The sequence below is a fragment of the Streptomyces sp. NPDC008125 genome, from assembly GCF_042957125.1.
Classification (GTDB): domain Bacteria; phylum Actinomycetota; class Actinomycetes; order Streptomycetales; family Streptomycetaceae; genus Streptomyces.
Genome location: NZ_JBIBHR010000036.1, coordinates 12031 through 36428, shown reverse-complemented (window position 1 = coordinate 36428; position 24398 = coordinate 12031). Strand labels below are relative to the sequence as shown.

Below are 24398 nucleotides of genomic sequence, written 5' to 3'. Positions count from 1 at the left end.
GACCAGCCCCGTACTCCCAGTAACGTCCGCTACACACTCAAAGCCACCAAGCACCCCACCTGACCTGCACTGACGCGCTAACTCACCGGCATTGCGCGTCAAAGCCGCTTTTCAGGCTTACGTGCTGCTGCGGCACCACGAGGTCACCACGCGTACCGGTCTGGCTGAGCAGACCGCCACGCTCGGAGTCCTGCTCACCCCCCGCCGCGGTGGGAACTCACCGTGGGACACCACCAGCATCCGCGTCGAAGGCCACCTGGACCTCCCCGACGACGAACTTCAGCTCTACCGGCAGGCATGGAACCGCACCCCCGAAGACGGCACCGCCGTCCCGGGCTGACCGGCTCACCGGCCCGCCGTACCGGTGAGCCCGAACGCCACGCCGAAGCGGCCAGACGTGCCGGGAGCCGAGCTGCGCGTCAGGTGACGGCAGGGCTGCGGCGTTCCAGGAGGACGACGTCGCGCCAGTGGCGGCGATGGCAGCCGATGCGCTCACGATGGCCGATGACGCGGAACCCGGCGCGCTCGTGGAGGGTGAGGCTGGCATCCTCGCCGTGTTCCCCCGCCCGACCGACCACCGTTCCCGTCATCGACAGCGACACCCTGCGTAGCCTTGACGCGCTCATCGGCCTCGACACGCTGTACAACCGCCTCGGCCCAGTCCCCGACGCCCCCGTAGCGGACCTCGACAACCCCCAGAACGAACACCCGGCGCACATCCTCCAAGCACTCCGGGAACACCGCGGCACCCCTCAGCCAGCGGCTGACCACCCCCTGCCTCATCCCTCCGGAAAGACGGAGCAGCAAGCCGTGACAGACCAACCACTCGCTCTCGCACCCGAAGAATGGCAGCGCCTCGCCGCCGCCCGCCATGCCTACACCAAGACCGTCAGCCCCTACTACGACGAGACCCTGCAGGAAGTGACACGCCGTGCGTGCACCAGCGGAAGCATCGGCAAAGCCGACATCGGAGGACTACTGATGTGGAAACGGCTCAGGGCCGATACGCCCTGGGCCTCTGAACTCATGGCGCTCGCGGACTCTGACGTGCGCCGCGCAACCGCCGCGGCCACGGCCGCCGCCCGGGACACCTCTCTCAGCCGCCGCTCGGCAGCGCAAGCCGGCCGAGCAGCCCTGGCCTCACTACCTGGTTTCCGTACTGGTGACGCCCTCGCCTCCGCCGTCCTCACAGCAGCCGCACCGGACCGCATGGCCATCTACGACCGCCGAGCCCACAACGGACTGCGCACCCTCGGCATCCCCCTCAGCCACGCACCCGGCCGCTACAGCCGCTACATAGAAGCGATCGACCAGCTACTGACCACCGCTCCAGACCCCATCCGCAACTGGACCGCCCGCGACATCGACACCGCCCTGTACTGGATGACCACATACCAGCACTCAACGAATCTGATCAACACACCCGAAACATGACCACACCTGACCAGCACCCGCTCAACCTGATGAAACAGCAGCTCAGCTCAGAGAACTGAAACCCAGTCCCCCATCACCAAGCGGAGAGAGCCCGACCCGGAACACCATCGCCACCCACACCAAACTGATCAGCCCAGGCCAGCCCACCACCCACTGATCAGAAAAACCGCCCCTGGACATCGCCGCCCTCGCGGAGCTCGGCATGAACTGGGCGAAGGCATCTGCCTGAACGGAAGAGAGGGTTCACCGTCGCCCGGTGAACCCTCTCTTCGGGTGGATGTGTGGACGGGCTCCGTCCACACACCTACTTCTTCTTGGGGGTCTCGTTGACCGTGGTCTTGGGGTGACGCTTGACGGTGGACTGCTTGACGAACTTGCCGGTGATCGCGCTGCGTCCGCGGCCGCTGCTGGAGGTGGATGCCTTCTTGGGCATGGTGAGTTACTTCCTTTCGAGTTACCCTCACTGTCTCGATGTCGAAACAGTACGTCGAGACTAGATCAGCACTGTTGTGATAGTCAAACAGTGTTTCGAAAGTGACTCCCTTGGGATCGGAAGGACCGAAGTGGCCAAGGACCAAATCGACGTCGACGCGCTCTACTCGGCGCTCGACGCCCAACGAACCGCCCGCGGGCTCTCTTGGCGGCAACTGGCCAAGGAACTCCAGGTCAGCCCGTCCTTGCTCTCCCGGATGGCCAACGGACTGCGCCCAGACGCGGACGCCTTCATCACCCTGGTGCAGTGGCTCGGAGTCCCGGCCGAGCAGTTCGCGGTGGGGGGTGACGCGCCCGCGCAGCGAGAGGAGCCGGAACTGGTCACGCAAATCGGATCATTGCTCCGGGCGCGTAAGGACCTCGAACCCGAGGACGTCGCGTATCTGGAGACCGTCATCAACGCCACGGTGCGCCGTGTGAAGACCTTGCCCCGGGACAAGGAGGCGTAGTGCGAAGAGGGTTCAAGGCAGAGGCGAAACGTCTGGCACTGGAAGTCAGGGAAGAGCTCGGCGTCACGGCGCACGAAGCGATGGACCCCTACGCACTCGCGAAGCTCTACGGCATCGACGTCTTCACCTTGCACGACGTCGCTCAAGACCACTCCGAAGCGACGGCCGCTCTTCGCCACTTCACCGAGATCCGTCCCGATGTCTTCTCGGCAGCGGTCCTGTGCCTGGGCCCCCGCCGGGTGATCGTGGAGAACTCCGGGCACGAACGTCCCCGGCGGGCCTCCACGAGATCCGTCCCGATGTCTTCTCGGCAGCGGTCCTGTGCCTGGGCCCCCGCCGGGTGATCGTGGAGAACTCCGGGCACGAACGTCCCCGGCGGGCCTCCACTCTCGCGCACGAGATGTCGCACATCCTCCTTGAGCACGAGTTCACCACGCTGCTCCGTACCTCGGGACGAGAGTGCCGCAACAGCGACGACGACCAGGAGAGCGAGGCGGCAGAGCTCTCCGGGGAGCTGCTCCTCCCCTCGGATGCAGCCCGCCGGCTGGCCTACAACGGCGTACCCGACGAATGCGTAGCCGACCGTTTCGGCATCAGCATCAAGTTCGCGCGCTGGCGGATGAATGCGACGGGTGCCCGGCTCATAGCTCAGCGCGCGAAGGCCCGAAGCGGCCGCTGATTACAACGCCACCGCTCACCAGCTCATCTGGTGACCCGTCAGCGCCCCTCCCCGCAGGCGTCGGCCGTCACTGCCGCCGGGCGAGAGCGGCGACACCGGCGAGTGAGCCCGCCGCCCCGCAGACGGTGCCGATCACGGTCACCGGCATCAGGGCCCCGGGCCAGAGGTGCACGACGATCGCCAGGACCACGCCCGCCAGGAGCAGCAGCAGGACGGCGGCGAGGACAGCGGGGATCATCCACGACGGCACGGTCCGGGACGGGACCGCGGGGGCGGGGGTGGTGGGGGCCGGGGGCGGGACCGGCACCGGAGCGAGAGCGGGGGCGGCGGTGGTCAGCTGCTGGACGGTGGTCACGGCGGGTCTCCTCGGTCGTCGGGTGTCCCCCACCGTGGTGGTGGCGGGGAACCCCGCACGGTCGGCCGGCGGACGCTCGGTCGGGCCGGTGACGGCGGGGCAGGCAGCACAGTGCGACGGGCGGGGGCAAGCCGCGCACGCCTCCTACGAAGTACTTATGGGGTGGAGCGGGTCCCTTGTCGCTCACTGATTTCGGCGGGCCGCCGGCCCCGTCCGATCCATCTGCCATGGGTGCTGCCGCACTGACACCAGGCGTGGGGGTTGAGGGGAGTCCGACCAGGTCAGCACCCGTGGCAGCAACCGCGCGGCAGCACCTGCGGCAGCACCCATGGCACCACCTGCGGCAGCTGGCCGAACGGCCGACCTGTCTGTGCCCAGCGCGCTCCGCGACGGGCCGGGAGAGAGGCCGGCGCAGCGGCGCACGCTTTCCCCCGACACCCCGGCACCGCCCACCACCGAGAGATCGCAGTCAGTCGAGAAGTTCCCGGCGTTCGAGCTCGCCCTCGATCGCCAGGCGCATGGCCTTCCATGAGCGACGGCCCTTGTTGGCGGCGGCGTGAGCCTCGCCGATTTGGGATTTACGCAGTTCCTCGTGCAGCGCTTCGTCCGAGATGTGGCGGTACTGCTGCTGTTCGGCAGCGTCCTTCTTCCAGCGAGCCATGGTCCCCCCTCAGCATCGGAGCGCGCCCAGCAACGCGCGCTTTCCTTGATCCCCATGGTGCACGCCCGCCGCAGGACGCCTGTGCCCGGCCAGCTCCACGACGGGCCGGGAGAAGGGCCGGCGCAGCGCCGCATACGTTCCCCGACGCCCCGTCACCCGCCCCGCCCACCACCTCCATCCAGCAGACAGGCCCGGGGAACGAGGGGAAGTCCGGGGTACTCACCACGCCATATGCGGTGTCTGAGCTGCGGTGGGGTGTGGTGAGCGGGGCGAGGGGGCGCAACGGATGTTGCTACCCATGTCGCTACGGATGCCGCTACGGATGGCGCTACGGATGGCGCAACCTATGGTGAAACCGATGGTGCTACCTCCTGCTGGCCGCCAGGTCGAGAGCGAGCACGGCGGCCGGGCGCCGGGGCGCCCCGGCAGGTCGCGCCTCACGTCGTGCCTCTGGTCGCACCGGCGGGGCAGCCGCAGGACTGGTCAACACCTGGTCAGGCCGCGTTTTCCGGGACGTGGCGGACGCCGACTACTTCCCTGGGGGCCCTGGCGGGGAGCGGGCCGTTTATGGTGCGCCTGTCGTTGTCCGGGCCGGTCCCGGGCCGAACTTGAGGGGTGGGGCCATGGAAAAGACCTGGTTCGAGGGCGTGTTCCGCAGGAGACCGCATCCGGTGCTGCGTGTGCTGGGCAACCTGGTGCTCTGTGCGATGCAGGTCGCCTGGGTGATCTGGGGGCTCGTCTCCTTCCACAGTGCGTGGCGGTGGCTCGTCGTCCCGATCGGGCTCATGGTGCTGCTCAGCTACAGCCGGGGCGTGGTCCTGGCGGTCCGGGACCTCCGGAAGCACGACAGCTCCCCCGTACTCGACTGAAGCACCGCCCGGCGGCCCGTCCGGGCCGCCGGGCGGTGTTTGTCACTGGATTGCGGGGGATTCCTCCGGCTGTGAGTGACACATGCGTGTGGTGCGGGCGCCCGCTCCCGGCTGGAGGGGGCCGCCGCCGGTACTGTGCCGGCCGCGGTCGTGCCGGCAGGCGGCCTACCGGGACCGGAAGCGGGCCGCCGCCGCGATGCGGGCCCGGATCGCGCTGCTCCAGATCAACGGGGAGCTCCGCACCCGGTGCGGGGCCCTGGAACAGGTACTCGCCAACGCGGTCGAGCACCGGCACCCGGCGGCCGGGGTCCACAGCACCGCCGCGGCCGATACCGCCGCCCTGGCCCGGGAGCTGATCCGCGGCGCGGTCCTCGCGGACGCGCCACCTCGCACGCGCCGCCCGCACTGACCTGCAACGGACTTGTCTAGGGATCCGTCAGCGGCACGGAAGAAGCACTCTCCAGGTGAGCAAGCGCCTCGGGTCCTACCCGCGTGTCCGCATCAAGGGCGGGTGTCGAGTGGACGTTGCTTGGCATCGAGAGCTGCACCTCCCGGCTGGGTTCACCAACGGCTACCAACGGCGCGGGTTCGACCACGTACAGGCGGTCCGGCCAGGCGATGACCACCTTGACCGCGCCCTTACGGGTGTTGCACCCGCGATGCGCGAGCCGCTCGGCGACCTTGGTCTCCGGCTGTCGACGCTGGGCCCCGCGGGTCGTTCACCGACTCGTCGGGGTCGACCGCTTCGTCGCACACCCAGCACCGCCGGCCGTCACGCTCGGCCACATCATCAAGCAAACTGGCCTGCCCGGCCGCCACCCCGCACACCAGGTACTCGAGGAACCGGTCAGCCTGCCAGCACCGGCACCACGCCCAGATCATCACCTCACGGATCGGCCGCGGCCCGCTTTCGGATCGCCTCGGTGATCCTGGCCTGCGCCAGGCTCGCCGCAGTGCCCGTATCGGTTCCTTCCCGAACGGCTTCGGCGAACCGGGCGAGCGTGTTGGCGCACTGGTCGTCAGGTTGCAGCGTACGCAGCTCCTGGTGATACTGCCGGTCGATCCGGATCACCGGGCGGTGGTCCCGTGGTGTGCTGAACACCTGCTCGACAGTGATCTGGCCGGTGCTGCCCAGCAGTTGGTAGCGGGAGACGTAGAAGTGCTGCATGCCGAAGCCGACATGGGCGGTGACCCCGTCGGCGTGGCGCAGCAGGGCGTCGCCCGTGATGTCGACGCCGTGGACCGGGTGCGTCTTCAGGCCAGCCCCGAGGACCGTGAGTTCGTCGCCGAGAAAGAACTGTGCCGCCCGGATTGGGTAGCCCGCCCCGTCCAGCAGGGCCCCGCCGCCCAGTTCGGGCCGGAGGCGGATGTCGGCAGCGGGACGCGGTGGAATGGTGAACACCGCCTGGAACGCTCGCAGTTCACCGATCGTGCCGTCCTCGACAAGGGTGCGTACATAGTGGTGCTGGGAGTGGTGAACGAACATGTAGTTTTCCATCAGCACCAGCCCGGCCGACTCGGCGAGCGCCACAAGACGGGCTGTCTCTCGGTAGCCCGTGGTCAGCGGTTTCTCGGCGAACACGTGCTTTCCCATGTCGAGCGCCGCCGCCACCCATGGTGCGCGCAACGCCGGCGGAAGGGGGATGTACACCGCCTCAACCTCCGGGTCCGCCAGCAGATCCCGATAGCCGGCGACCGGGCGCGCGCCGAAGCGGGCGGCCACGTCCGCGGCCCGCTCGGGGGTCCGGCTGGCGATCGCCGTCAGCCGGACCCCGGTCACGCCGGCCAGGGCAGGCAGCACCTTGCGGACCGCAATGTCGGCGCAGCCGAGGAGCCCCAGACGCACGGGGCCCGGGTCGGTCGACAGTCCCGGGCCGGTCCCGGTCATCGGTCCCAGTCCGTGAGGCACGCGAGCAGGGAACGAGCGACCACGTTGACGTGGTTGCCGTAGCGGACGAAGCCGGTCAGCTGGCGGCGGGTCATCCAGATGTAGTCGCCGGGTAGCCGATCCGGGAAGTCGTCCGGGACCTCGACCAGGAGGTACCGGTTCTCCGCGTGGTGGAAGCGCCCACCCTCCTCAGAGAGCACGGTGTCGAAGTGGACGCAGGACGGCGGCGCGGAGAGCATGTAGTCCAGGAAGGGCGGGCGCCACCGGTCGGGCAGGTGCGCGTAGTTGCCGGGCACACAGTTCACCGTCGGTGACATCTCGACCACGTCGGACGTGCCCACTTCCGTTTGCGCATGCACGAGCAGCTGCCAGTCCGCGTCCGGGTCGGTGCGCCGGCACAGGAACCCGATCACTCCCCTGCCCACCGGAGCGAGCAGCGGCTGCGACCAGCGGGCGACTTCCCGGTTACTCGCCTCCACGTCGACGCCGAGCACAGTGAAGAACGCTCCCCGCTCGTGTTCGATCCGCTCCGGGCCCCGGTTCCAGCCCTTCACCTGGTTCAGTGGGACGCGCCGCCGCTCCAGGACGTGGTTGCTGCGCGCTTCGGTGAACCAGCTGAGGATCTCCGCCGTAGTGTGGGATGCCGACTCGTCCGTCGGCGCGTCGTGGTCGTACAGGAACGGCAGTCCGGACAGTACGGTCCTGGAGTCCATGTTGACGACGTTGTCGACCCGCAGCAGGGACCGCAGCAGGGAGAGGCTGATCCAGCGGAAGCCCTCCTGGACGGGGATGTCCTCGTCCTCGGGCACCTCGATGATCATGTTGCGGTTGCGTTTGGCGAGGAACCAGGACCCCTGCTCCGACTGGAGGGAGTCGAAGACCGGCCGACCGCGCCGCGGAGCCACGAAGTATTCCAGATAGGGGACCGCGTTCCCGCGGTGCACCCGGGTGTAGTTGCTGCGCGTCGCCTGGACCGTCGGGGACAGCTGAAGCGTGTTGACGTTGCCCGGCTCCATCTTCGCCTGCATCAGGCAGTACGGTTCCCCGCCGAACCGCTTGACCAGGATCCCCAGGATGCCGATCTCGTTCTGGATGATGATCGGCTGTGTCCAGGCGCCGACTTCCTCGCCCAGCGACGCCTCGATACCTTCGATGGTGTAGAAGCCGCCGCTGCGGTGCGCCAGGTTCCCCGTGGTCGCGTCGAAGTGCCATCCGTCCAGTTCGTCGAGTGGCACCCGCGTCACCCGATAGGTGTTGTCCGCACCCTGCTCGGCGAACCATTCCCTGAAGGCGGCCGGCTCTGTCAGCCGCGTACGGCCGCCCTCTGCCCTCGTACCGCTCCCGGTCACCGGCCCGTCCTGTCCTCGTCCTCCGCGTATGCCTTGGCGTGCCCCAGCGTGGCCCGGCTGTTGGTGCCCAACGCGTTGCGGACGAACTCGCGGGCCTCGGGGACGCCCGCGCTCTCGCCCAGGACCGCGCGGATGTTCCCGGTGTTGATGATCGCTGTGTGCTGGGAAGTGGCGGTGGTGATCCCCCGGCCGTCCTCGTCCAGCTGCCAGTACCCGGTGTGCAGGGTCATGAGCGCGGGCAGCGTGGTCTGCTTGTAGACGATCCGGTGGTGCGGGAAGCACACCCGGACGGACTCGGTGGTGTGGGACGAGTCGTCCTTGGTCAGCGTGTCCATCCGCAGCACCTGGAGCCCGGGGGTCTCCTCCCGCAGGTCTACCGCGTCGACGTGCGGCAACCGGGCCTTCCACAGGTGGGCCTCGTTGAGGAAGTCGTACACGTCCTTGGCCGAGCCATTGATCTCGACGGAGTCCTCAAAGGACAGGATGAGGTCCGCTGCCCCGGTGGCCAGTTCCACGTTGGTCTTCAGCGAGGCGAGTTCGACCCGGCTGTTGCGGTCCACCGCCTCGTCGATCCACGCCAGCTTGCCGGGGTCGTCGTCGATGGCCCGGTAGTCGTGCAGCAACCGCACCCTGGTCCGGCCCGGATCGAGGGCCTCGGCGATCCAGGTGCCGCCCATCGCGGCCACGGGAGGTGCCGGCACCTCCTGGCGGAAGGTGATGCGCAGCGCCACGGGGTCGAGGGTGCGGTGGGAGGTCCAGTTCTTCGCGGTGCCGTTGGCAGTGGCCCAGATCCGGATGCGCTCCTCGGATCCGCCGCGCTCCACGGTGTCGACGAATACCGAGGGCGGGAAGATCAACGGCCAGTTCTCCACCTCGGCGATCAACTGGTACACCTGCTTCGCTGGGGCCTCTATCGTGATCTCGTGCTCGACTTCTCGTACGGTCATGGTCCGTGTCACCTCTCCGGTGGGGTGTCAGAAGTTGCCGAGCCCGCCGCAGACGTTGAGCGCCTGCGCGGTGATGGAAGCGGCGGTGTCGGTGACCAGGTAGCCGACGAGTCCGGCGACCTCCTCCGCAGTGGAGTACCGGCCCAGCGGGATCTTGGCCTGGAACTTCTCCAGGATCTGGTCCTCGTTGGTGTCGTACGCCGTCGCGTATCCGGCGCGCACCCGCTGCGCCATGGGGGTCTCCACATAGCCGGGGCAGACCGCGTTGACGGTGATCCCGGTGGGTGCCAGCTCGTTGCCGAGGGCCTTGGTGAACCCGACCACCCCGTGCTTGGAGGCCGAGTAGGGGGCGCCGAGCACCACGCCCTGTTTGCCGGCGGTCGAGGCGATGTTCACGATGCGGCCCCGGTCCTTGTGTCGCATGCCGCCCGCGGTCAGCACCTCACGGGTCATCAGAAAAACGCTGTTCAGGTTCGTGTTGATGACGTCCAGCCACAGGCCGTCGGCGATGTCCGCAGTGACTCCGCCTCCGCTGCGGCCCGCGTTGTTGACCAGGACGTCGACGGTGCCGTATCGGTCCACGGCACTGCGTACGAATCGCCTGATGTCCTCGGGCGAACGCACGTCGCACGGGCCGCCGTCGACGTCTAGGCCCTCGTCACGCAGTTCCTTGACCGTGCGCAGCACTCTGTCCTCCGTGCGGGCACAGATGAAGACCTGGTGCCCCTGCCTCGCCAACAACCGCGTGACGGCGAGGCCTATCCCACTGGTCGCGCCGGTGACCACGGCGAGCCGCCGCTCCTGATCCGACATGAGTCCTCCTGACGAGTACGGGACGAGTCGCGTAGCCGTGCCCTGCCGGTCCGTTGACGGCCGAAGGGCAGGCGCCCCGGTAGGCCGGAGCCACATGCGAACGACGCGGCAATGCTCACAGCGCTCCCTGGAGCGGCACTCGAAGGGCCCTCAGGGATCAACGGGGCCCACGCTCCAGACGGCATTCGGGGCCCGCCCACCGGCCTGCCCACCGGTCCGCCCCACTGTGGCTCCATCCGTGATCGAGCGTCCCTTCTCAAGCTGGCCCAGACCCTCGACCACTCAAGAGGCGGCGATGACCAGTCCTTCCCAGATCACGACGCGTACGGCGGCACCCCCTCGGCCGGGGAGCGCGCGCCCGAAACTGTTCTGCTTCCCACACGCGGGGGCCGGTGTCTCCGCTTTCAGCGGCTGGTCGGCGGTGCTGGGCACCTCGGCCCAGCCGGTGCCCGTCCTGCTCCCCGGACGCGACGGCCGGCGCCGGGAACCGCGGCTCACCAACGCCCGGGCACTCTTCGCCGACCTGCTGCGGCACCACGGGCCGCCGCCCCGGACGCCGTACGTCCTGTACGGGCACAGCCTGGGCGGCATGATCGCGTACTCGGTGGCCCGGGCACTGGAGGAAGCGGGCCGTCCCGGGCCGGCGCTCGTCGTGGTGGGCGCCTGCCCACCACCCGACGCCCGGGCCGCGCTCACGGACGCCTGCGAACTGCCCGACGACCGACTGCTCGACCTGCTGAAGTCGTTCGGCGCGGTGCCTCCGGAGGTCCCACGCGGCGGCATCTGGCAGCGCACGGCCCTGGCCGTCATCCGCGACGACCTGCGGCTCGCGCGCACACTGCGCCGGGCCGCCGACAAGCCGATCGGCGCACCGCTGCTGACAATCGCGGGCACCGACGACCCGCTGGCCGGTCCCGAGGTGATGGCTGGCTGGCAGGCGTGGGCCAGCGGTATCCACGTGCGGCGCACCCTCGTCGGGGACCACGACTTCGTACGCGGCCGGGCCCTGCCCCTGCTGCTGAACCGGCTGTGCCGGGTCGTGCAGCGCCTCTCCCCCGCGGAAACACTCATGAAGGGCAGCCGATGAACCGCCGTGTCGCCATCACCGGAGTCGGTGTGGTCGCTCCAGGAGGGGTCGGGGCCAAGGAGTTCTGGTCCCTGATCACCTCCGGCCGGACCGCCACCCGGTCCATCACCACCTTCGACGCCACCCAGTTCAGGTCCCGCATCGCCGCGGAGGCGGACTTCGATCCACTGGAGCACGGCTTCACCCCCGCCGAGGCCGAACGGCTCGACCGGGCCGCCCAGTTCGCCGTCGTCAGTGCCCGGGAGGCGCTGAACGACAGTGGCCTGGAGCGGATCCTGGACCCGCTGCGCACCGGTGTCACCCTCGGCAGCGCGGTCGGCTGCACCATGGGGCTCGACACCGAGTACAACGTCGTCAGCGAGGGCGGCAGTGCCTGGCACGTAGACCACACGCTCGCTGTGCCCCATCTCTTCGACTACTTCGTGCCCAGCTCCATGGCCGCGGAGGTCGCCTGGCGCGTCGGCGCCCAGGGGCCGGTGTCCATGGTGTCCACCGGCTGCACCTCGGGGCTCGACTCCATCGGCCACGCAGTCGAGTTGATCCGCGAGGGCAGCGCCGACGTCATGCTCGCGGGCGCCACCGAGGCGCCCATCTCCCCGATCACCGTGGCGTGCTTCGACGCCATCAAGGCCACGTCGTCGCGGAACGACGAACCGGAGACGGCCTCCCGGCCCTTCGACGCCTCCCGGAACGGCTTCGTGCTCGGCGAGGGGTCCGCCGTCCTGGTCCTGGAGGACCTGAGCAGTGCCCGCCGCCGCGGCGCGCATATCTACGCCGAGATCGCCGGGTTCGCCACCCGCTGCAACGCGTACCACATGACCGGTCTCACCAAGGACGGCCGGGAGATGGCCGAGGCGATCCGGGTCGCGCTCGACGAGGCGCGGCTCGACCCCACCGCCGTCGACTACGTCAACGCCCACGGTTCCGGCACCAAGCAGAACGACCGGCACGAGACGGCTGCCTTCAAACGCAGCCTGGGCAGCCACGCCTACGACGTGCCGATCAGCTCCATCAAGTCGATGATCGGGCACTCGCTCGGCGCGATCGGCTCCCTGGAGGTGGCGGCGAGCGCCCTCGCCATCGAGCACGGAGTCATCCCGCCCACCGCGAACCTGCACACCCCCGATCCGGCCTGCGACCTGGACTACACGCCGCTGACCGCGCGGGAACAGCGCACCGACACGGTGCTCAGCGTGGGCAGCGGCTTCGGCGGCTTCCAGAGCGCGATGGTCCTCACCAGGGGAGACGCACGATGACGGACGTGCTGTCCATGCCCCAGCCGGCCGGCCGGCCCGCGCCGTCCGCCGGGGACCCGGTCGTCACCGGTGTCGGGGTGGCTGCGCCCAACGGCTTCGGCCGGGAGGAGTGGTGGCAGGCGACCCTGAGGGGCGAGAGCGGCATCCGGCCGATCAGCCGGTTCGACGCCGCCCAGTACCCGGCCCGCCTCGCCGGGGAGGTCCCGGGCTTCGACCCGGCCGAGCACATCCCCGGACGGCTGATGCCGCAGACGGACCACATGACGCGACTCGCGCTCGCCGTCGCCGACGAGGCACTGTCCGACGCCCGCGTCGACACCGCGGAACTGCCCGACTACTCCGCAGGCGTGGTCACCGCCAGCTCGGCGGGCGGCTTCGAGTTCGGGCAGCGGGAACTGGAGGCGCTGTGGAGCAAGGGCGGACGGTACGTCAGCGCGTACCAGTCGTTCGCCTGGTTCTACGCCGTCAACACCGGGCAGATCTCTATCCGGCACGGGCTGCGCGGCCCCAGCGGCGTGCTGGTCACCGAGCAGGCGGGCGGGCTCGACGCGGTCGCCCAGGCCCGTCGGCAGCTGCGCAAGGGCATCCGGCTCGTGGTCACCGGCGGGGTCGACTCCGCGCTGTGCCCCTGGGGCTGGGCCGCACAGCTCGCCGACGGCCGTCTGAGCACGGTCGCCGAACCGCACCGCGCCTACCTCCCGTTCGCCGCCGAAGCCTCCGGGCACGTCGCCGGGGAGGGCGGCGCCCTGCTCGTTCTGGAGGACGCGACGTCCGCCGGGGAACGGGGGGCGAAGGTGTACGGGAGGATCGCCGGGTACGCGGCCACCTTCGACCCGGGGCCGGGGGCGGCACGGCCGCAGGCCGCGAGCGATGGCTCACGGCTGCGGGATGCCGCCGAACTCGCCCTGCGAAACGCGGAGTTGTCCCCTGCTGAGGTGGACGTCGTGTTCGCGGACGCCGCGGGCAGCGTCGCCGCGGACCGCGCGGAGGCCCGGGCGCTCGCCGAGCTCTTCGGCCCGTATGCCGTCCCCGTCACCGCGCCCAAGACGATGACTGGGCGTCTGTCCGCGGGTGCTGCCTCGCTCGACCTGGCCGCGGCCCTGCTCTCGCTGCGCGACCAAGTCGTCCCCCCGACGGTCAACGTCGACCGGCCCGACCCCCTGCACCTGATAGACCTGGTCACCGGGGGGCCCGTCCGGCCGCTCTGCGCACCGCGCTGGTACTGGCCCGCGGCCGGGGTGGCTTCAACGCGGCGATGGTCGTACGCGCCCCGAACTGAGCCGCGTACGGCCGACGGAACCAACGGATGAGCCCACACACAGAGACAGAGAGACCATGCCTGCTGAATTCACTCTCACCGAACTGACCAATCTGCTGCGCGAGTGCGCCGGAGAGGACGAGACAGTGAACCTGGACGGAGAGGTGCTCGACGTGACGTTAACCGACCTCGGCTACGACTCGCTCGCCGTACTCCAGGTCACCAGCCGGATCGAACGCGACTACGGCCTCACCCTCGACGAGGAGTCCTTGTTCGAGGCCCAAACCCTCCGTCAGTACCTGACCCTGGTCAACGAGGCCCTCTTCTCGACCGAGGCGACCGCCTGATCCCAGCCGCCTGACCTCGATCGCCTGAACACCGGATCACCGGCCACCGGGCAGGGGCCGTATGCGACGACCAGACGTCGCATACGGCCCGCGGCGTGTGGCACAAAGCCGCCTCGGTGGCTACCAGTTGAGCGCCCCGTTCACCTCCAGCACATGGCCGCTCACGTACGAACTCTCCGCGCCCGCGAGGAAGAGCGCCGCGGCGGTGACCTCGTCCGTCGTGCCGAGTCGCCCCGACGCCAGCTTCGGTTCGTACAGCGCCCAGATCCGTTCGTTGTCCCTGATCGAGCGGCTCATGCCCCCGTCGATCAGGCCCGGGCACAGCGCGTTGACGGTGATGCCCTTCGGCGCGAGTTCCACCGCTGTCACCCTGGTGAACATCTCCACGGCCGCCTTGGTCGCCGCGTACGCGGAGGCGCCCGGCGCGACACGCGTGGCGAGCGCGGAGGACAGGTTGACGATTCGTCCTCCGTACTCGCTGCGCTCCAGGTACGGCACCGCGGAACGGGTGCAGTGGAAAACGCCGTTGAGGTTGGTGTCCACGGTGTCCGACCAGTCCGTCGGGTCGAGCGCGGCCACCGGCCCCGGACGGCTGATCCCCGCGTTGGCCACCATCACGTCGAGGTGGCCGAAGTACCCGGCGGCGACGCGCATCAGCTCGTCCACAGACCCGGGGTCCCGTACGTCCGTCTCGTGCAGGATCACCTCACCGTCGCCCTTCGCCAGGTCCGCGCCCACGCTCTTGTCTCGACCTGCGGCGACGACCTTGCAGCCCTCCCTTACGAACGCCTCGACGATCTGCCGGCCTAGGCCCCTGGTACCGCCCGTGACGACCGCGACTCTTCCGTCGAGCCTCATGAGTTGTCTCCTCCCGGGATGGGTTGTGGTGGTGGAAGGGTCGCGGCTCCCGCTGTGCGATGAATCGAGTCCACCTCGAGAACCTGCTGTCAGCCTCAGTCGCGGAGCCGTCGGACCAAGCGGGCACCACCGGCTCCGCAGCGGACAAGAGATGAGGGGAAACTCCATGATCGAGACCACCGTCATGGCGGACCAGGCCGCCGCGGGCGAACTGTTCCAGCAGATCCAGCAGTTCTACGCCCGTCAGATGCGGCTGCTTGACACCGGTGCTGCCGAGGAGTGGGCGGACACGTTCACCGAGGACGGGGTCTTCCACCAGAACGTCGCCGAGCCGCTGACCGGCCGCGCGAACATCGCCGTCGCGTCCAGGAAGCGGGTGGACCAGCTCGTCGGGGACGGCGTCACCCGCCGCCACTGGCTCGGGATGCTGGAGGTGGACCCGCCGGGCTCCGACGGCGTCGTACGGACCCGCTACTACGCCATCTCCATGGCCACCCCGCGCGGAGCCGGCGCCCGCCCGCAGATCACGGCGAGCACGGTGGCCGAGGACACCCTGGTCCGGCACGACGGGGTCTGGCTAGTCCGCCACCGCCTGGTGACCCACGACGGAACTACCGCCTGAATCCCCGGTCCGCGCACCAGCATCCCCAGCACTCCCAGGAGGGACACACATGCCAACGCAGCGGGTAGCCCTGGTGACGGGCTCAACGTCCGGAATAGGAGCGGCGATCGCACGCACCATGGCAGCGGCGGGCTACCGGGTCGCTGTCAACTCCCGTAACTCGCCCAAGGAGGGCAAGGAGCTCGCCGACGCGCTGCCGGGTGCCGTCTACGTACAAGGCGATATCTCGGTGGAGGAGCAGGCGGCCCGGATCGTCGGCACGGTGGTCGAACGGCTCGGCCGGCTCGACGTCCTGGTCAACAACGCGGGCGCCACCCGGCTCATCCCACACCCCGACCTGGCCGCGGCCTCGCCCGCGGTCTGGCGCGAGATCCTCGACGTCAACGTGGTCGGCACCTGGCAGATGAGCGTGGCGGCCATTCCCCACCTCAAGGCCGACGGCGGCGGAGCCATCGTCAATATCTCGTCCATCGCGGGCGTGAAGCCCACGGGCAGCTCGATTCCGTACGCCGTCAGCAAGGCGGCGATCAACCACCTGACCCGTCTGCTGGCCAACGTCGCCGGCCCGGACGTCCGCGTCAACGCCGTGGCCCCCGGTCTCATCGACACCCCCTGGACCGCGGACTTCACAGGCCCGCGCGCGGCCGTCGCCGCAGGCGCCCCACTGCGCCGGATCGGCACGCCCGAGGACGTGGCCGAGTCGGTGCTGGCGCTGGCGGAGGCCGCGTACTCCACCGGCGTGGTGCTGCTGGTGGACGGCGGGGTGCACAACCTCTGAAAACGACGAGAGTCCGGCCCGTGGGTGCGCGCGCACCCACGGGCCGGACTCTCGTGTCTCAAGAGGCCGCGAACGCCTCCAGCTCGCCGACCAGTTCGGCAGGCGAACGCTGGTCCCGGATCTCTGCGGCCACCCGCCGGGCAGCCGCCCGCAGCCCCTGGTCCGTCAGCAGCCGCTCCAGCGCGTCAGTGGTGACCTCGTGCGGGTCCACGGACAGCCCCAGACCCTCCCGGTCGATCACGTCCGCGTTGACGAAGTTGTCCGCCCCGTGCGGCAGCAGCAGCTGAGGCAGCCCGAAGGTGAGGGCGGTCAGGGTGCTGCCGGAGCCGCCGTGGTGCACGGTGGCGTCGCACCGTTCGAGGAGCGCGTTCAGCGGCAGCCAGCTCACGACGCGTACGTTCGACGGCACGTCCGGCAGATCCTCGGCGGCCAGCCCCGTCACCACGAAGTCCGCGTCGGTCTCGGCGGCCGCCCGCAGCAGCTTCTCCAGACCGCCCACCCCCAGCATCCTGGGCACCAGGGTCCCCAGGGAGACGGCGATCCTGGCACGCGAGCGGGGGGCAGTGAGCCAGCCGGGCAGTTCGCCACCGGCATTGTAGGGGACGTACCGCATGTTCCAGCCCTTCCCCTCGCCCCGCATCAGGCTCGGCGGGGCAACGTGCAGGACCTCCGATGCGGGCAGCTCGACCGGCACGCCGTGGCGTTCGAAGGACGGGGCGAGGTACGGCAGGAAGCCCTGGGCAAAGCCTTCCTCTCGCAGTACGCCGAAGCCGTGCTCCACGGCGGGTACGCCGAGCCGGCGCGCGGCAAGCAGCCCCGCGCCCTGGAGCCGGCCGTGGACGACGAGGTCAGGACGCCACTCCTCGGCGACCTGGACCGTGCCGTCCACCATGAGGTCGCTGACGGTCGCGAAGCGCTCCAGCATCGCCGGGGTGGTGGCGCCGCCCGCTTTGACGATCGCCTGGCCCCGGACTTTCATCTGCGCCGCCAGTTCGGCCGACGAGAGCTTGGCACCACCGCCGAAGACCTGGTCGAAGTCGACGCCGGGGGACACGTCAACGACGGGCAGGCCCGCCTGGACGGCCGCGCTCACCGCCGAGTCGGACGAGGCGACGAGCACGTCGTGGCCCGCGGAGCGCAGCGCCCAGGTAAGCGGGATAACGGGGAAAAGATGGCCCATCGCGGGTGGGGTGCTGAACAGCACACGCATGGTCGGGACTCCGTTCGTCGGTCGAACGGTGCCCAGAGGAGCGCCCGGGCGGGGCCTCTCGGGGCACTGTGTAGTGGGAGGATCGGGCCTTACGACGTCCGGGTGGCGACAACGTCCACCGTGAAGCTGCTGACGACGTTGCCGGAGAGGTCGACGATGTTGGACACGCCGTGCGAGGTCCAGTGGTCGTTGCGGCTCAGGACGGCGTCCTGGTGGCCCACGACCGAGCCGTCCACCGTGCCGCTGGAGTCCTTGTGCGGGTGCTTGATGTCGTACGAGAAGGTCGTCCTGCCGGTGCAGTACCAGGTGTCAGTGTCGTTGCCCATGGTTCCGTCGGTGAGGAACGTGAACGTGGTCGTGCCGGAGCTGGGTATCGAGGTGGTCACCTGGGCGCTCCACGTGCCTGTCGGTGAGTAGGACACGGTCTCCTGCGCGGTCTGCGCCTGTGCGGCGCCGGTGGCCGTGAGCAGCGAGGGAACGGCCAGCAGTGTCACGGCTAGGGTGCGCAGGGCGTGGCGGCGGGTACGGGTCGACGTGGCGGGCATGGTGGGTTCCGTTTCTGTGTGGGACGAGTTGGAAGGGCCATGGAGTACGGCCACGGAAGGGGACGTACCAGGTCGGGCGCAGCCTTACGGCCTCCGCTCGAAATCCGCCTTCGTGGGGCTCGAGCCGTCTTCCTTGCTACCGGCGGCGCCGGGTTCCTCGGTCTCGCGCGGGCGGCCGGGCAGGAAGAAGGCCGGGACGAGGGCCACCGCGCTGAGCCCGGCGGTCCACCAGAACGTGGTGCCGAACGCGTCAGCGAGTGCCTCGGCGGAAGGCTTCTCCGCGCCCTGTGCCCGGTGGCTGATCTGCGCCTGGAGGATCAGGGCAAGGGCGGCCGTGCCCAGGGAGCCGCCGATGCGCTGGAGGATGACGAGCGCGCCGGCGGCCCGGGGCACGGCGTCCTTGGGGAGGCCACGGTAGGCGGCGGCAGTCAGCGGGGTGGCGACCGCGCCGAGGCCGAGGCCGCGCAGCACCAGGGAGCCGATCAGCAGGGAATCGCCGCTGCCGGGGCCCGCCTGGGTGAAGGCGAGAGTGCCCGCGACGGTCAGCACGATGCCCGTCAGCACGATGTACCGCGGGCCGAAGCGGTCGACCAACGCACCGGCGAGCGCGAGCGCGATCACCGTGCCAGCGCCCTGCGGGGCCAGCAGGAGCCCGGCCCTCAGCGCATCGTGGCCCTGCACTTGCTGGTAGTACAACGGAAGCAGGAACATGGCGCCGAACAGGGTGGCACCGAGCAGGAACAGCAGTCCCGACGAGAGGGCGAACGCCCGGTTGCCGAACAGCCGCAGATCGACGACGGGGGGCAGTTCCCATTGCCGCAGGGCGCGGACGACGAAAAGCGCGAGCAGCGCCACTCCCCCGCCAACGAAGGCCAGCACCTTAGCCGACCCGAAGCCGGACGAGGTCTCCTCGACCACGGACAGCCCGTACAGCAGCGCCGTCAGTCCGGGGGACAGCATCAGCAGCCCGAGCACGTCGAGCCGGCCTCCGCCGCCGGGTTCGTCCTTCTCCAACCCCTTCCAGGCGAAGACAAGGGCGACGAGACCGATGGGCAGGTTGACGTAGAAGATCCACCGCCAGCCCAGGTCGTGGATCAGCAGGCCACCGACGCTCGGCCCGACGATCGGCGCGAGCTGCGTGGGGACGCTCACCATCGTCATCACGCGCCCGATCCGCCGCGGTCCGGCGGCCCGCACCAGCAGAATCTGGGCGAGCGGCGGGATGAGGCCGCCGCCCAGGCCCTGTAACAGGCGGAAGCCGATGAGGCTCTCCACCGACCAGGCCGCTCCGCACAGCGCGGAGGCCACGACGAACAGCGAGAGCGCGAACAGCCACATGCGTCGGGCTCCGAAGCGCTCCGCGGCCCAGCCGGTCACCGGGACGACCATGGCGAGCGCGAGCAGGTAGCCGGCGGCGACCCACTGGAGCGAGGAGACCGGGGCGGAGAACTCACGGCCGACGCTGTCCAGCGCCACCGAGACGATGGTAGCGTCCATCGCCGAAAGAAATGCGCCACAGACGACGATCGCGCCGAGTTTCACCAGTCGCGCGTCCAGCTTTTCAGCGCTGTTGTCCGCTTCCTGGGGCGTGGCGCTTCCGGTGTTTTCGGCCATGGACCTCTCCCGTTCTCAAGGCGCATTCTTCGCACCTCAACTACTCTGCATCGTATGGCTCTTGGGCTATCCCGAGACATCGATAATTCACACGCGACGGGGTCTGGAACTGAGTTCCCGGCGTGTACGGGAGGAAATACCGTATGGCTACGGCAATCGCGTTCTCCGACTACGGAGGCCCCGAGGTTCTGCGCGCACTGGAGATCGACGAACCGGTCGCCGGACCCGGGGAGGTCCGGGTCCGGGTGCGTGCCGCCGGGGTCAATCCGGTCGATGTGAAGCTGCGCCGCGGGGACTTCGCGGGCGCGGTGCCCGTGACGTTCCCGCAGCGGCTGGGCAACGAGTTCGCAGGGGTGATCGACCAGGTCGGCGCGGACGTCACCGCCTTCGGGGTGGGGGACGAGGTGTTCGGGTTCACGGCGATGGCCGCGTACGCGGAGGTTCTGGCCGTCCCCGCCGGGTCGGTCGCTGCCAAGCCGGACGGGGTGCCCTGGGAGGTGGCCGGCGCGCTGTCTGCCGTCGGCCAGACCGCCTTCAACGCGCTGCGCGAGCTGAAGGTCACCTCCGGTGAGACGCTGCTGGTGCACGCCGCGGCCGGGGGTGTCGGCACCGTCGCGGTACAGCTCGCCCGACGCCTGGGGGCCCGTGTCATCGGCACGGCGAGCGAGCGCAACCATGACTACCTGCGCTCCCTGGGGGCGGAACCGGTCGCTTACGGCGAGGGCCTGGTCGAGCGGGTGCGGGCGTTGGTTCCCGGCAATGTGGACGTGGTCCTCGACGCGATCGGCGGCGAGGCCGTCGTCGCGTCCCTGGAACTCGCCTCGGACCGCTCCCGGATCGGGACCACCGTGGACCAGAAGGCGGCGGACGAGCACGGCATCGTACGACTGCGGGGGGCCCGTTCCGCGGAGATCCTCGCCGAGCTGGCCGGTCTCGTCCAAGGGGGCGAGCTGGTGCTGCCCATCGCTGCCGCTTACGCGCTGACGACGGCCGCCGAGGCCCACCGCGAGGTCGAGACCGGCCATGTGCGCGGCAAGGTGGTACTCACCGTGCCGCCCAACGGCTGACGGCGTGCCGGACGGCGGGCGGCGGGTGTGGCGTCAGCCGCTGTGCCGTCCGCGCTCCGCGAACTCCTTCGCCCGGGCCAGCACCTCCCGGCTGCTGGTGCTGAGCGCCTGCCGGGTGAAAGCGCGGGCGTCCGTAAGGTCCGCGCCCTCGCCCAGCACGCCCGCGATCCCGGACGCCGTGAGCACCACGGTGTGCCGGGAGGACACGAGCGCGCCGCCCCCGTCCGCCGTCACGGTGTAACTGCCGGTGTGCACAGCGGCCAGGGGCGGTACGAGCAGGTGCTTGTATGCGATCCGGTGCGGCGGGAAGCAGACGCGTACGACCTCGGAGGGGTGATCCACGCCGCGTGCGGTGTGGGTGACCCAGTCCAGCAGTTGCACGTTCTCCCCGCCGTCGCGGGCGTCCACCGACACGATGTGCGGGATGCGCTCGGGCCAGGCGGACGCGTCGGCCAGGAACTCGTACACGTCCGCGGCTGGCCCGTCGACCCTCGTCGTGTCCTCGATCTCGGTCACCAGCCACTCGCCGGCCGCCTCCCGCTCGGCCGCGTCCTTCAGCGCGGCAAGTTCGGCGGTGCTGTTCCGCTCCAGCGTGCGGGCGATGAACGCCAGGGTGGCGGGCTCCGTGGCGGCGGGCCGGTAGTCGTGAAGCAGCCGTACCAGGCACTCGCCCGCCGAGAGCGGTTCGACGATCCAGGAGCCGCCCATGTCGGCGACCGGCGGCTGGGTCGTCTCCTGCCGGTAGTCGACCCGTAGCTCCCCAGGGCGCGGCACCCGCAGCGCCACCCACGAGAACACCTTGTCCCCCGTGGTCAGCCAGACGCCCACGCGTTCGTTCGTACCGTCGTCCGCGAACCGTTCCATGTGCACGATGGACGGGAAGAGCCGCGGCCAGTGGGTTACGTCGGCGAGCAGCCGGTACACCAGCTCGGCCGGGGCCGCGACCTTGGCCCGGTGCTCCACCTCGTGCACCTCGCCCGGTGCGCCTTTCACGGGTGCGTTCATCGGCGCGTTCCTTTCCCGGGGGCGGCGTCCAGGGCGTCGGTGAAGCGGCGGCACGCGTCGTACTCCGGGAGCAGTCCCTCCTGGCTTAGCTGTTTGAGGGTGGGTGCGTTCCTGTCGCGCTCGGACAGCCGCGGTTCGCCGAGCACAGGCCACTCGATGCGCAGGTCGGCGTCCATGGGGTGGACGGCCCGTTCCCGTTCGGGGGCGTAGACCGAGGAGCAGAGGTAGGCGACCGTGGCCGAGTCGGTCAGGGCGCAGTAGCCGTGGCCCAGTCCTTCCGAGATGTACACCGCCCGGTGGGTGTCGCCGTCCAGCCGCACCGCCTCCCAGTGCCCGAAGGTCGGCGAACCCTCCCGCATGTCGACGATCACGTCCAGGACCGCTCCGGCGGGGCAGGTCACGAACTTGGCCTGGCCGGGCGGCACATCGGCGAAGTGGATGCCGCGGACCACGCCGAGCGCGGAGACCGCCAGATTGGCCTGCGCCAGGTCCAGCGGATGCCCCACCACTTCGGCGAGCCGGTCGAAGCGGTACCACTCCATGAACCGGCCCCGTGGGTCCGGGTGTTGTTGGGGAGTCATCTCCCACAGGCCTTCGATCGACAGAGGTCTGATCTGCACTGCGGCCTCCTACTGGTCGGCTGTGGCGGACGGGGCGACGGCGCCGGGAGCGCCGAGCTGGACGGAAGAGTCGAGGAGTTCGAGGAGATACGCGCCGTACCCGCTCTGCATGAGGGGCTCTGCGAGCCGGGTGAGCTGAACGTCGTCGATGAGCCCGGCCCGCCAGGCGGCCTCCTCCACACAGCCGATTTTCAGCCGTTGGCGCGCCTCCAGGACCCGGACGAACTCACTGGCCTGCATGAGGGAGGTGAAGGTGCCGGTGTCGAGCCAGGCCGTACCCTGCTCTAGCACGGTGACGTTCAGCCGGCCCCGCTCGAGGTACACGGCGTTGATGTCGGATATCTCCAGTTCCCCCCGGGCGGAGGGGCGCAGTCGGCGGGCGATGTCCACGACCTCGTTGTCGTAGAAGTAGAGACCCGGTACCGCGTACGAGGACCTGGGCCGCTTCGGCTTCTCCTCGATCGAGGTGACTGTGCCCCGTTCGTCGAACTCGATCACGCCGTACGCGGTAGGGTCCTTCACCCGGTGGGCGAAGATCCAGCCGCCGGTGATGTCATGCCGGGCTCGCAGCTGGTGGCCGAGCCCGACGCCGTGAAATATGTTGTCGCCCAGAATCAGCGCCACCGAGTCGTCGCCGATGAACTTGGCGCCGATCAGGAATGCCTGCGCGATCCCTTCGGGGTGTTCCTGGGCGGCGTACCCGAGCCGGATCCCCCATTGCGATCCGTCGCCTAGAAGTCGCTGGAACTGATCCTGTTCGTACGGTGTCGTGATGATCAATACCTCTCGAATGCCCGCATTGATGAGGGTACTCAACGGGTAATAGACCATGGGTTTGTTGAACACTGGCATGAGCTGCTTGGAAACCGCCTGGGTGATGGGCCGCAAACGCGATCCGGTGCCACCGGCGAGAAGTATGCCGCGCATACCCGGCAGCATAGGCACAAACAACTGCCGCAGTACACGCACCCAGAGCCAGATTCCAGCGCCGCACAAGTGCGCCGCGACCGCGCGTCGAGCCGATGACAGCAGTCTCTGCGGACATGAGGATTCTCATCACTGGCGGCGCCGGATTCATCGGTTCCCATTTCGTACGGAATTTACTCTCAGGGCGCTTTCCGGAGATCTCGGAACCGAAAGTCACCGTACTGGACGCCCTCACTTATTCGGGCACGCTCACCAATCTCGAAGCGGTGGCTGATCATCCCGGATTCAGCTTCGTCCGAGGTGACATCCGGAACGTGGAGCTGGTGAACTCCGTGCTGCCCGGACACGACACGGTGGTGCACTTCGCGGCCGAGTCCCATGTGGACCGATCGATCCACGAGTCGCTGCCCTTCGTCACGACGAACGTCACGGGCACGGGCGTCCTGCTGGACGCCACGCGGAACCATGGGATCGGCCGCTTCGTGCACGTCTCCACCGACGAGGTGTACGGCTCCATCGCGAGCGGCTCGTGGCGCGAGGGGCAGCCGCTGGCACCCCGTTCGCCCTACGCGGCGAGCAAGGCCGGCTCGGACCTGCTGGCGCTCGCCCACCACCGCACCCACGGCCTGGACGTCGTGGTGACCCGCTGCTCCAACAACTACGGGCCACACCAGTTCCCGGAGAAGGTCGTGCCCTTCTTCGTGACCCGGCTGCTGGCCGGGCGGAACGTTCCGCTGTACGGCGACGGCGGCAACGTACGCGACTGGCTGCACGTCGACGATCACTGCGCCGGCATCGAGCTGGTGCTGCGCCGCGGCAGGTCCGGGGAGGTCTACCACATCGGCGGCGGAACGGAACTGACGAACCGTGAGCTGACCGACCGGCTGTTGCGGGCCTGCGGCGCGGACTGGGAGCGGGTGCGGGCGGTCGAGGACCGCAAGGGACACGACCTCCGTTACTCACTCAGCATCCGCAAGATCCAGGACGAGCTGGGCTACCGGCCCGCGATCCCCTTCGAACAGGGACTCGCCGCCACCGTCGACTGGTACCGCGACAACCCGTCCTGGTGGGAGCCCCTGCTGGACCAGGCGGCGCTGCACGTGTGACCGGGGTGTGCCGGCCCGGGGCGGCCCCGGCCCGGCCACCCGGGGTGCCGTGAGGGTACCGAACGTCAACAATTTAAAATGCCCCCATCGGCTCCCGCAGCCCGGCCCTTCTCCTTCAAGGGTGAGTAACGGGACTCGAACCTGTTTCGTATTCCGATCGTG

The 24398-nt window shown here is 69.6% G+C and carries 28 protein-coding genes and 3 pseudogenes; 15 read left to right on the top strand and 16 right to left on the bottom strand.

Annotation, left to right across the window (positions count from 1 at the left end; all coding sequences use genetic code 11):
• Positions 1-91: 91 nt before the first annotated feature.
• Positions 92-340, top strand: a complete 249-nt coding sequence (locus ACFZAX_RS34235; RefSeq protein WP_390966689.1) for a hypothetical protein — start codon at positions 92-94, stop codon at positions 338-340.
• A 79-nt stretch (positions 341-419) separates the two neighbouring features.
• Here ACFZAX_RS34235 and ACFZAX_RS34230 read toward each other — a convergent pair.
• Positions 420-545, bottom strand: a pseudogene (locus tag ACFZAX_RS34230) (N-acetyltransferase); the annotation flags it as partial.
• 265 nt (positions 546-810) lie between these two features.
• On the opposite strand from ACFZAX_RS34230, the gene ACFZAX_RS34225 reads away from it, so the two are divergent.
• Entirely contained in the window at positions 811-1434 is a 624-nt protein-coding gene (locus ACFZAX_RS34225; protein WP_351285100.1) for a hypothetical protein, read from the top strand.
• Between the two features lie 304 nt (positions 1435-1738).
• Here ACFZAX_RS34225 and ACFZAX_RS34220 read toward each other — a convergent pair whose 3' ends face one another.
• Positions 1739-1867, bottom strand: a complete 129-nt coding sequence (locus ACFZAX_RS34220; RefSeq protein WP_267064037.1) for a hypothetical protein — start codon at positions 1865-1867, stop codon at positions 1739-1741.
• Positions 1868-1997: 130 nt separating this feature from the next.
• Here ACFZAX_RS34220 and ACFZAX_RS34215 point away from each other — a divergent pair, with 130 nt between their 5' ends.
• Genes ACFZAX_RS34215 through ACFZAX_RS34205 form a run of 3 tightly spaced genes read left to right on the top strand, consistent with a single transcriptional unit; the run spans position 1998 to position 3054 of the window.
• Positions 1998-2375 carry a helix-turn-helix domain-containing protein gene (locus tag ACFZAX_RS34215; protein WP_390966686.1) on the top strand — a complete coding sequence of 126 codons (378 nt, stop codon included), beginning with the start codon at positions 1998-2000 and terminating at the stop codon, positions 2373-2375.
• A complete protein-coding gene (locus tag ACFZAX_RS34210; RefSeq protein ID WP_390966684.1) occupies positions 2375-2719 on the top strand; it encodes a hypothetical protein in 345 nt (114 codons plus the stop codon). The genes ACFZAX_RS34215 and ACFZAX_RS34210 overlap by 1 nt, the downstream gene beginning before the upstream one ends.
• Complete coding sequence (locus ACFZAX_RS34205; RefSeq protein ID WP_390966682.1) at positions 2716-3054, top strand: ImmA/IrrE family metallo-endopeptidase; 339 nt, start codon at positions 2716-2718, stop codon at positions 3052-3054. The genes ACFZAX_RS34210 and ACFZAX_RS34205 overlap by 4 nt, the downstream gene beginning before the upstream one ends.
• A gap of 67 nt (positions 3055-3121) precedes the next feature.
• On the opposite strand, the gene ACFZAX_RS34200 is transcribed toward ACFZAX_RS34205, so the two are convergent.
• Both ACFZAX_RS34200 and ACFZAX_RS34195 read right to left on the bottom strand, forming a co-directional pair.
• Positions 3122-3409, bottom strand: coding sequence for a hypothetical protein (locus tag ACFZAX_RS34200; RefSeq protein ID WP_390966681.1), 288 nt, complete (start codon positions 3407-3409; stop codon positions 3122-3124).
• 469 nt (positions 3410-3878) lie between these two features.
• A complete protein-coding gene (locus tag ACFZAX_RS34195; RefSeq protein WP_390966679.1) occupies positions 3879-4070 on the bottom strand; it encodes a hypothetical protein in 192 nt (63 codons plus the stop codon).
• A 623-nt stretch (positions 4071-4693) separates the two neighbouring features.
• On the opposite strand from ACFZAX_RS34195, the gene ACFZAX_RS34190 reads away from it, so the two are divergent.
• Positions 4694-4939 (top strand): hypothetical protein, encoded by a 246-nt coding sequence (locus ACFZAX_RS34190; RefSeq protein ID WP_390966677.1) that lies wholly within the window; start codon positions 4694-4696, stop codon positions 4937-4939.
• 196 nt (positions 4940-5135) lie between these two features.
• Positions 5136-5348 carry a hypothetical protein gene (locus tag ACFZAX_RS34185; RefSeq protein WP_390966675.1) on the top strand — a complete coding sequence of 71 codons (213 nt, stop codon included), beginning with the start codon at positions 5136-5138 and terminating at the stop codon, positions 5346-5348.
• Positions 5349-5505: 157 nt separating this feature from the next.
• Here the strand turns inward: ACFZAX_RS34185 and ACFZAX_RS34180 are convergent.
• The 5 genes and pseudogenes from ACFZAX_RS34180 to ACFZAX_RS34160 form a co-directional block, all read right to left on the bottom strand.
• Positions 5506-5725, bottom strand: a pseudogene (locus ACFZAX_RS34180) (hypothetical protein); the annotation flags it as partial.
• Between the two features lie 100 nt (positions 5726-5825).
• The gene (locus ACFZAX_RS34175) at positions 5826-6827 is read right to left on the bottom strand and encodes a Gfo/Idh/MocA family oxidoreductase (protein ID WP_390966673.1); all 1002 of its coding nucleotides are present in this window, start codon (positions 6825-6827) and stop codon (positions 5826-5828) included.
• Positions 6824-8176: an NDP-hexose 2,3-dehydratase family protein gene (locus ACFZAX_RS34170; RefSeq protein ID WP_390966671.1), complete on the bottom strand. Its 1353-nt coding sequence runs from the start codon at positions 8174-8176 to the stop codon at positions 6824-6826. The genes ACFZAX_RS34175 and ACFZAX_RS34170 overlap by 4 nt, the downstream gene beginning before the upstream one ends.
• Complete coding sequence (locus ACFZAX_RS34165) at positions 8173-9123, bottom strand: SRPBCC family protein (RefSeq protein WP_390966669.1); 951 nt, start codon at positions 9121-9123, stop codon at positions 8173-8175. Before ACFZAX_RS34165 ends, ACFZAX_RS34170 begins: the two co-directional genes overlap by 4 nt.
• A gap of 27 nt (positions 9124-9150) precedes the next feature.
• Positions 9151-9936 (bottom strand): SDR family NAD(P)-dependent oxidoreductase, encoded by a 786-nt coding sequence (locus tag ACFZAX_RS34160; protein WP_390966667.1) that lies wholly within the window; start codon positions 9934-9936, stop codon positions 9151-9153.
• A 295-nt stretch (positions 9937-10231) separates the two neighbouring features.
• Between ACFZAX_RS34160 and ACFZAX_RS34155 the strand changes: the two genes are divergently transcribed.
• From ACFZAX_RS34155 to ACFZAX_RS34140, 4 genes and pseudogenes are all read left to right on the top strand, one after another.
• Entirely contained in the window at positions 10232-11023 is a 792-nt protein-coding gene (locus ACFZAX_RS34155) for an alpha/beta fold hydrolase (RefSeq protein WP_390966665.1), read from the top strand.
• Positions 11020-12279 (top strand): beta-ketoacyl-ACP synthase II, encoded by a 1260-nt coding sequence (locus ACFZAX_RS34150; RefSeq protein WP_390966663.1) that lies wholly within the window; start codon positions 11020-11022, stop codon positions 12277-12279. The genes ACFZAX_RS34155 and ACFZAX_RS34150 overlap by 4 nt, the downstream gene beginning before the upstream one ends.
• A 14-nt stretch (positions 12280-12293) precedes the next feature.
• Positions 12294-13558 (top strand): annotated as a pseudogene (locus tag ACFZAX_RS34145) (ketosynthase chain-length factor).
• A gap of 56 nt (positions 13559-13614) precedes the next feature.
• Positions 13615-13884, top strand: coding sequence for a phosphopantetheine-binding protein (locus tag ACFZAX_RS34140; RefSeq protein WP_390966661.1), 270 nt, complete (start codon positions 13615-13617; stop codon positions 13882-13884).
• Positions 13885-14004: 120 nt separating this feature from the next.
• Here the strand turns inward: ACFZAX_RS34140 and ACFZAX_RS34135 are convergent, their stop codons facing one another.
• A complete protein-coding gene (locus ACFZAX_RS34135) occupies positions 14005-14742 on the bottom strand; it encodes an SDR family oxidoreductase (protein ID WP_390966659.1) in 738 nt (245 codons plus the stop codon).
• Positions 14743-14908: 166 nt separating this feature from the next.
• Here ACFZAX_RS34135 and ACFZAX_RS34130 point away from each other — a divergent pair, with 166 nt between their 5' ends.
• Together ACFZAX_RS34130 and ACFZAX_RS34125 are read left to right on the top strand one after the other, a co-directional pair.
• Positions 14909-15364 (top strand): nuclear transport factor 2 family protein, encoded by a 456-nt coding sequence (locus ACFZAX_RS34130; RefSeq protein ID WP_390966657.1) that lies wholly within the window; start codon positions 14909-14911, stop codon positions 15362-15364.
• Positions 15365-15413: 49 nt separating this feature from the next.
• Positions 15414-16142, top strand: a complete 729-nt coding sequence (locus ACFZAX_RS34125) for an SDR family oxidoreductase (RefSeq protein WP_390966655.1) — start codon at positions 15414-15416, stop codon at positions 16140-16142.
• A gap of 58 nt (positions 16143-16200) precedes the next feature.
• On the opposite strand, the gene ACFZAX_RS34120 is transcribed toward ACFZAX_RS34125, so the two are convergent.
• The 3 genes from ACFZAX_RS34120 to ACFZAX_RS34110 all read right to left on the bottom strand — a co-directional run bounded on the left by ACFZAX_RS34120 (position 16201) and on the right by ACFZAX_RS34110 (position 19511).
• Entirely contained in the window at positions 16201-17352 is a 1152-nt protein-coding gene (locus tag ACFZAX_RS34120) for a nucleotide disphospho-sugar-binding domain-containing protein (protein ID WP_390966653.1), read from the bottom strand.
• Positions 17353-17441: 89 nt separating this feature from the next.
• Entirely contained in the window at positions 17442-17897 is a 456-nt protein-coding gene (locus tag ACFZAX_RS34115; RefSeq protein WP_390966651.1) for a hypothetical protein, read from the bottom strand.
• 84 nt (positions 17898-17981) lie between these two features.
• Positions 17982-19511: a DHA2 family efflux MFS transporter permease subunit gene (locus ACFZAX_RS34110; RefSeq protein ID WP_390966650.1), complete on the bottom strand. Its 1530-nt coding sequence runs from the start codon at positions 19509-19511 to the stop codon at positions 17982-17984.
• A 143-nt stretch (positions 19512-19654) separates the two neighbouring features.
• Between ACFZAX_RS34110 and ACFZAX_RS34105 the strand changes: the two genes are divergently transcribed.
• Positions 19655-20578 (top strand): zinc-binding dehydrogenase, encoded by a 924-nt coding sequence (locus ACFZAX_RS34105; RefSeq protein WP_390966648.1) that lies wholly within the window; start codon positions 19655-19657, stop codon positions 20576-20578.
• 33 nt (positions 20579-20611) lie between these two features.
• Here ACFZAX_RS34105 and ACFZAX_RS34100 read toward each other — a convergent pair whose 3' ends face one another.
• The 3 genes from ACFZAX_RS34100 to rfbA are packed head-to-tail and all read right to left on the bottom strand — an operon-like array spanning position 20612 to position 23130.
• Complete coding sequence (locus tag ACFZAX_RS34100; RefSeq protein WP_390966646.1) at positions 20612-21583, bottom strand: SRPBCC family protein; 972 nt, start codon at positions 21581-21583, stop codon at positions 20612-20614.
• Positions 21580-22197, bottom strand: a complete 618-nt coding sequence (locus ACFZAX_RS34095) for a dTDP-4-dehydrorhamnose 3,5-epimerase family protein (RefSeq protein WP_390966694.1) — start codon at positions 22195-22197, stop codon at positions 21580-21582. The genes ACFZAX_RS34100 and ACFZAX_RS34095 overlap by 4 nt, the downstream gene beginning before the upstream one ends.
• Before the next feature lie 15 nt (positions 22198-22212).
• Entirely contained in the window at positions 22213-23130 is a 918-nt protein-coding gene (gene rfbA, locus ACFZAX_RS34090; RefSeq protein WP_390966644.1) for a glucose-1-phosphate thymidylyltransferase RfbA, read from the bottom strand.
• Positions 23131-23246: 116 nt separating this feature from the next.
• On the opposite strand from rfbA, the gene rfbB reads away from it, so the two are divergent.
• The gene (gene rfbB, locus ACFZAX_RS34085) at positions 23247-24236 is read left to right on the top strand and encodes a dTDP-glucose 4,6-dehydratase (RefSeq protein WP_390966642.1); all 990 of its coding nucleotides are present in this window, start codon (positions 23247-23249) and stop codon (positions 24234-24236) included.
• Positions 24237-24398 lie beyond the last annotated feature (162 nt).

What these genes read in the sequence shown, in the direction of transcription:
- ACFZAX_RS34130 (WP_390966657.1), top strand. Translation starts at nt 14,909, where the DNA reads ATGATCGAGACCACCGTCATGGCGGACCAGGCCGCCGCGGGCGAACTG.
- rfbA (WP_390966644.1), bottom strand. Translation starts at nt 23,130, where the DNA reads ATGCGCGGCATACTTCTCGCCGGTGGCACCGGATCGCGTTTGCGGCCC.
- ACFZAX_RS34165 (WP_390966669.1), bottom strand. Translation starts at nt 9,123, where the DNA reads ATGACCGTACGAGAAGTCGAGCACGAGATCACGATAGAGGCCCCAGCG.
- ACFZAX_RS34150 (WP_390966663.1), top strand. Translation starts at nt 11,020, where the DNA reads ATGAACCGCCGTGTCGCCATCACCGGAGTCGGTGTGGTCGCTCCAGGA.
- ACFZAX_RS34155 (WP_390966665.1), top strand. Translation starts at nt 10,232, where the DNA reads ATGACCAGTCCTTCCCAGATCACGACGCGTACGGCGGCACCCCCTCGG.
- ACFZAX_RS34115 (WP_390966651.1), bottom strand. Translation starts at nt 17,897, where the DNA reads ATGCCCGCCACGTCGACCCGTACCCGCCGCCACGCCCTGCGCACCCTA.
- ACFZAX_RS34175 (WP_390966673.1), bottom strand. Translation starts at nt 6,827, where the DNA reads ATGACCGGGACCGGCCCGGGACTGTCGACCGACCCGGGCCCCGTGCGT.
- rfbB (WP_390966642.1), top strand. Translation starts at nt 23,247, where the DNA reads ATGAGGATTCTCATCACTGGCGGCGCCGGATTCATCGGTTCCCATTTC.
- ACFZAX_RS34110 (WP_390966650.1), bottom strand. Translation starts at nt 19,511, where the DNA reads ATGGCCGAAAACACCGGAAGCGCCACGCCCCAGGAAGCGGACAACAGC.
- ACFZAX_RS34140 (WP_390966661.1), top strand. Translation starts at nt 13,615, where the DNA reads ATGCCTGCTGAATTCACTCTCACCGAACTGACCAATCTGCTGCGCGAG.
- ACFZAX_RS34125 (WP_390966655.1), top strand. Translation starts at nt 15,414, where the DNA reads ATGCCAACGCAGCGGGTAGCCCTGGTGACGGGCTCAACGTCCGGAATA.
- ACFZAX_RS34105 (WP_390966648.1), top strand. Translation starts at nt 19,655, where the DNA reads ATGGCTACGGCAATCGCGTTCTCCGACTACGGAGGCCCCGAGGTTCTG.
- ACFZAX_RS34135 (WP_390966659.1), bottom strand. Translation starts at nt 14,742, where the DNA reads ATGAGGCTCGACGGAAGAGTCGCGGTCGTCACGGGCGGTACCAGGGGC.
- ACFZAX_RS34100 (WP_390966646.1), bottom strand. Translation starts at nt 21,583, where the DNA reads ATGAACGCACCCGTGAAAGGCGCACCGGGCGAGGTGCACGAGGTGGAG.
- ACFZAX_RS34160 (WP_390966667.1), bottom strand. Translation starts at nt 9,936, where the DNA reads ATGTCGGATCAGGAGCGGCGGCTCGCCGTGGTCACCGGCGCGACCAGT.
- ACFZAX_RS34120 (WP_390966653.1), bottom strand. Translation starts at nt 17,352, where the DNA reads ATGCGTGTGCTGTTCAGCACCCCACCCGCGATGGGCCATCTTTTCCCC.
- ACFZAX_RS34195 (WP_390966679.1), bottom strand. Translation starts at nt 4,070, where the DNA reads ATGGCTCGCTGGAAGAAGGACGCTGCCGAACAGCAGCAGTACCGCCAC.
- ACFZAX_RS34185 (WP_390966675.1), top strand. Translation starts at nt 5,136, where the DNA reads ATGCGGGCCCGGATCGCGCTGCTCCAGATCAACGGGGAGCTCCGCACC.
- ACFZAX_RS34220 (WP_267064037.1), bottom strand. Translation starts at nt 1,867, where the DNA reads ATGCCCAAGAAGGCATCCACCTCCAGCAGCGGCCGCGGACGCAGCGCG.
- ACFZAX_RS34190 (WP_390966677.1), top strand. Translation starts at nt 4,694, where the DNA reads ATGGAAAAGACCTGGTTCGAGGGCGTGTTCCGCAGGAGACCGCATCCG.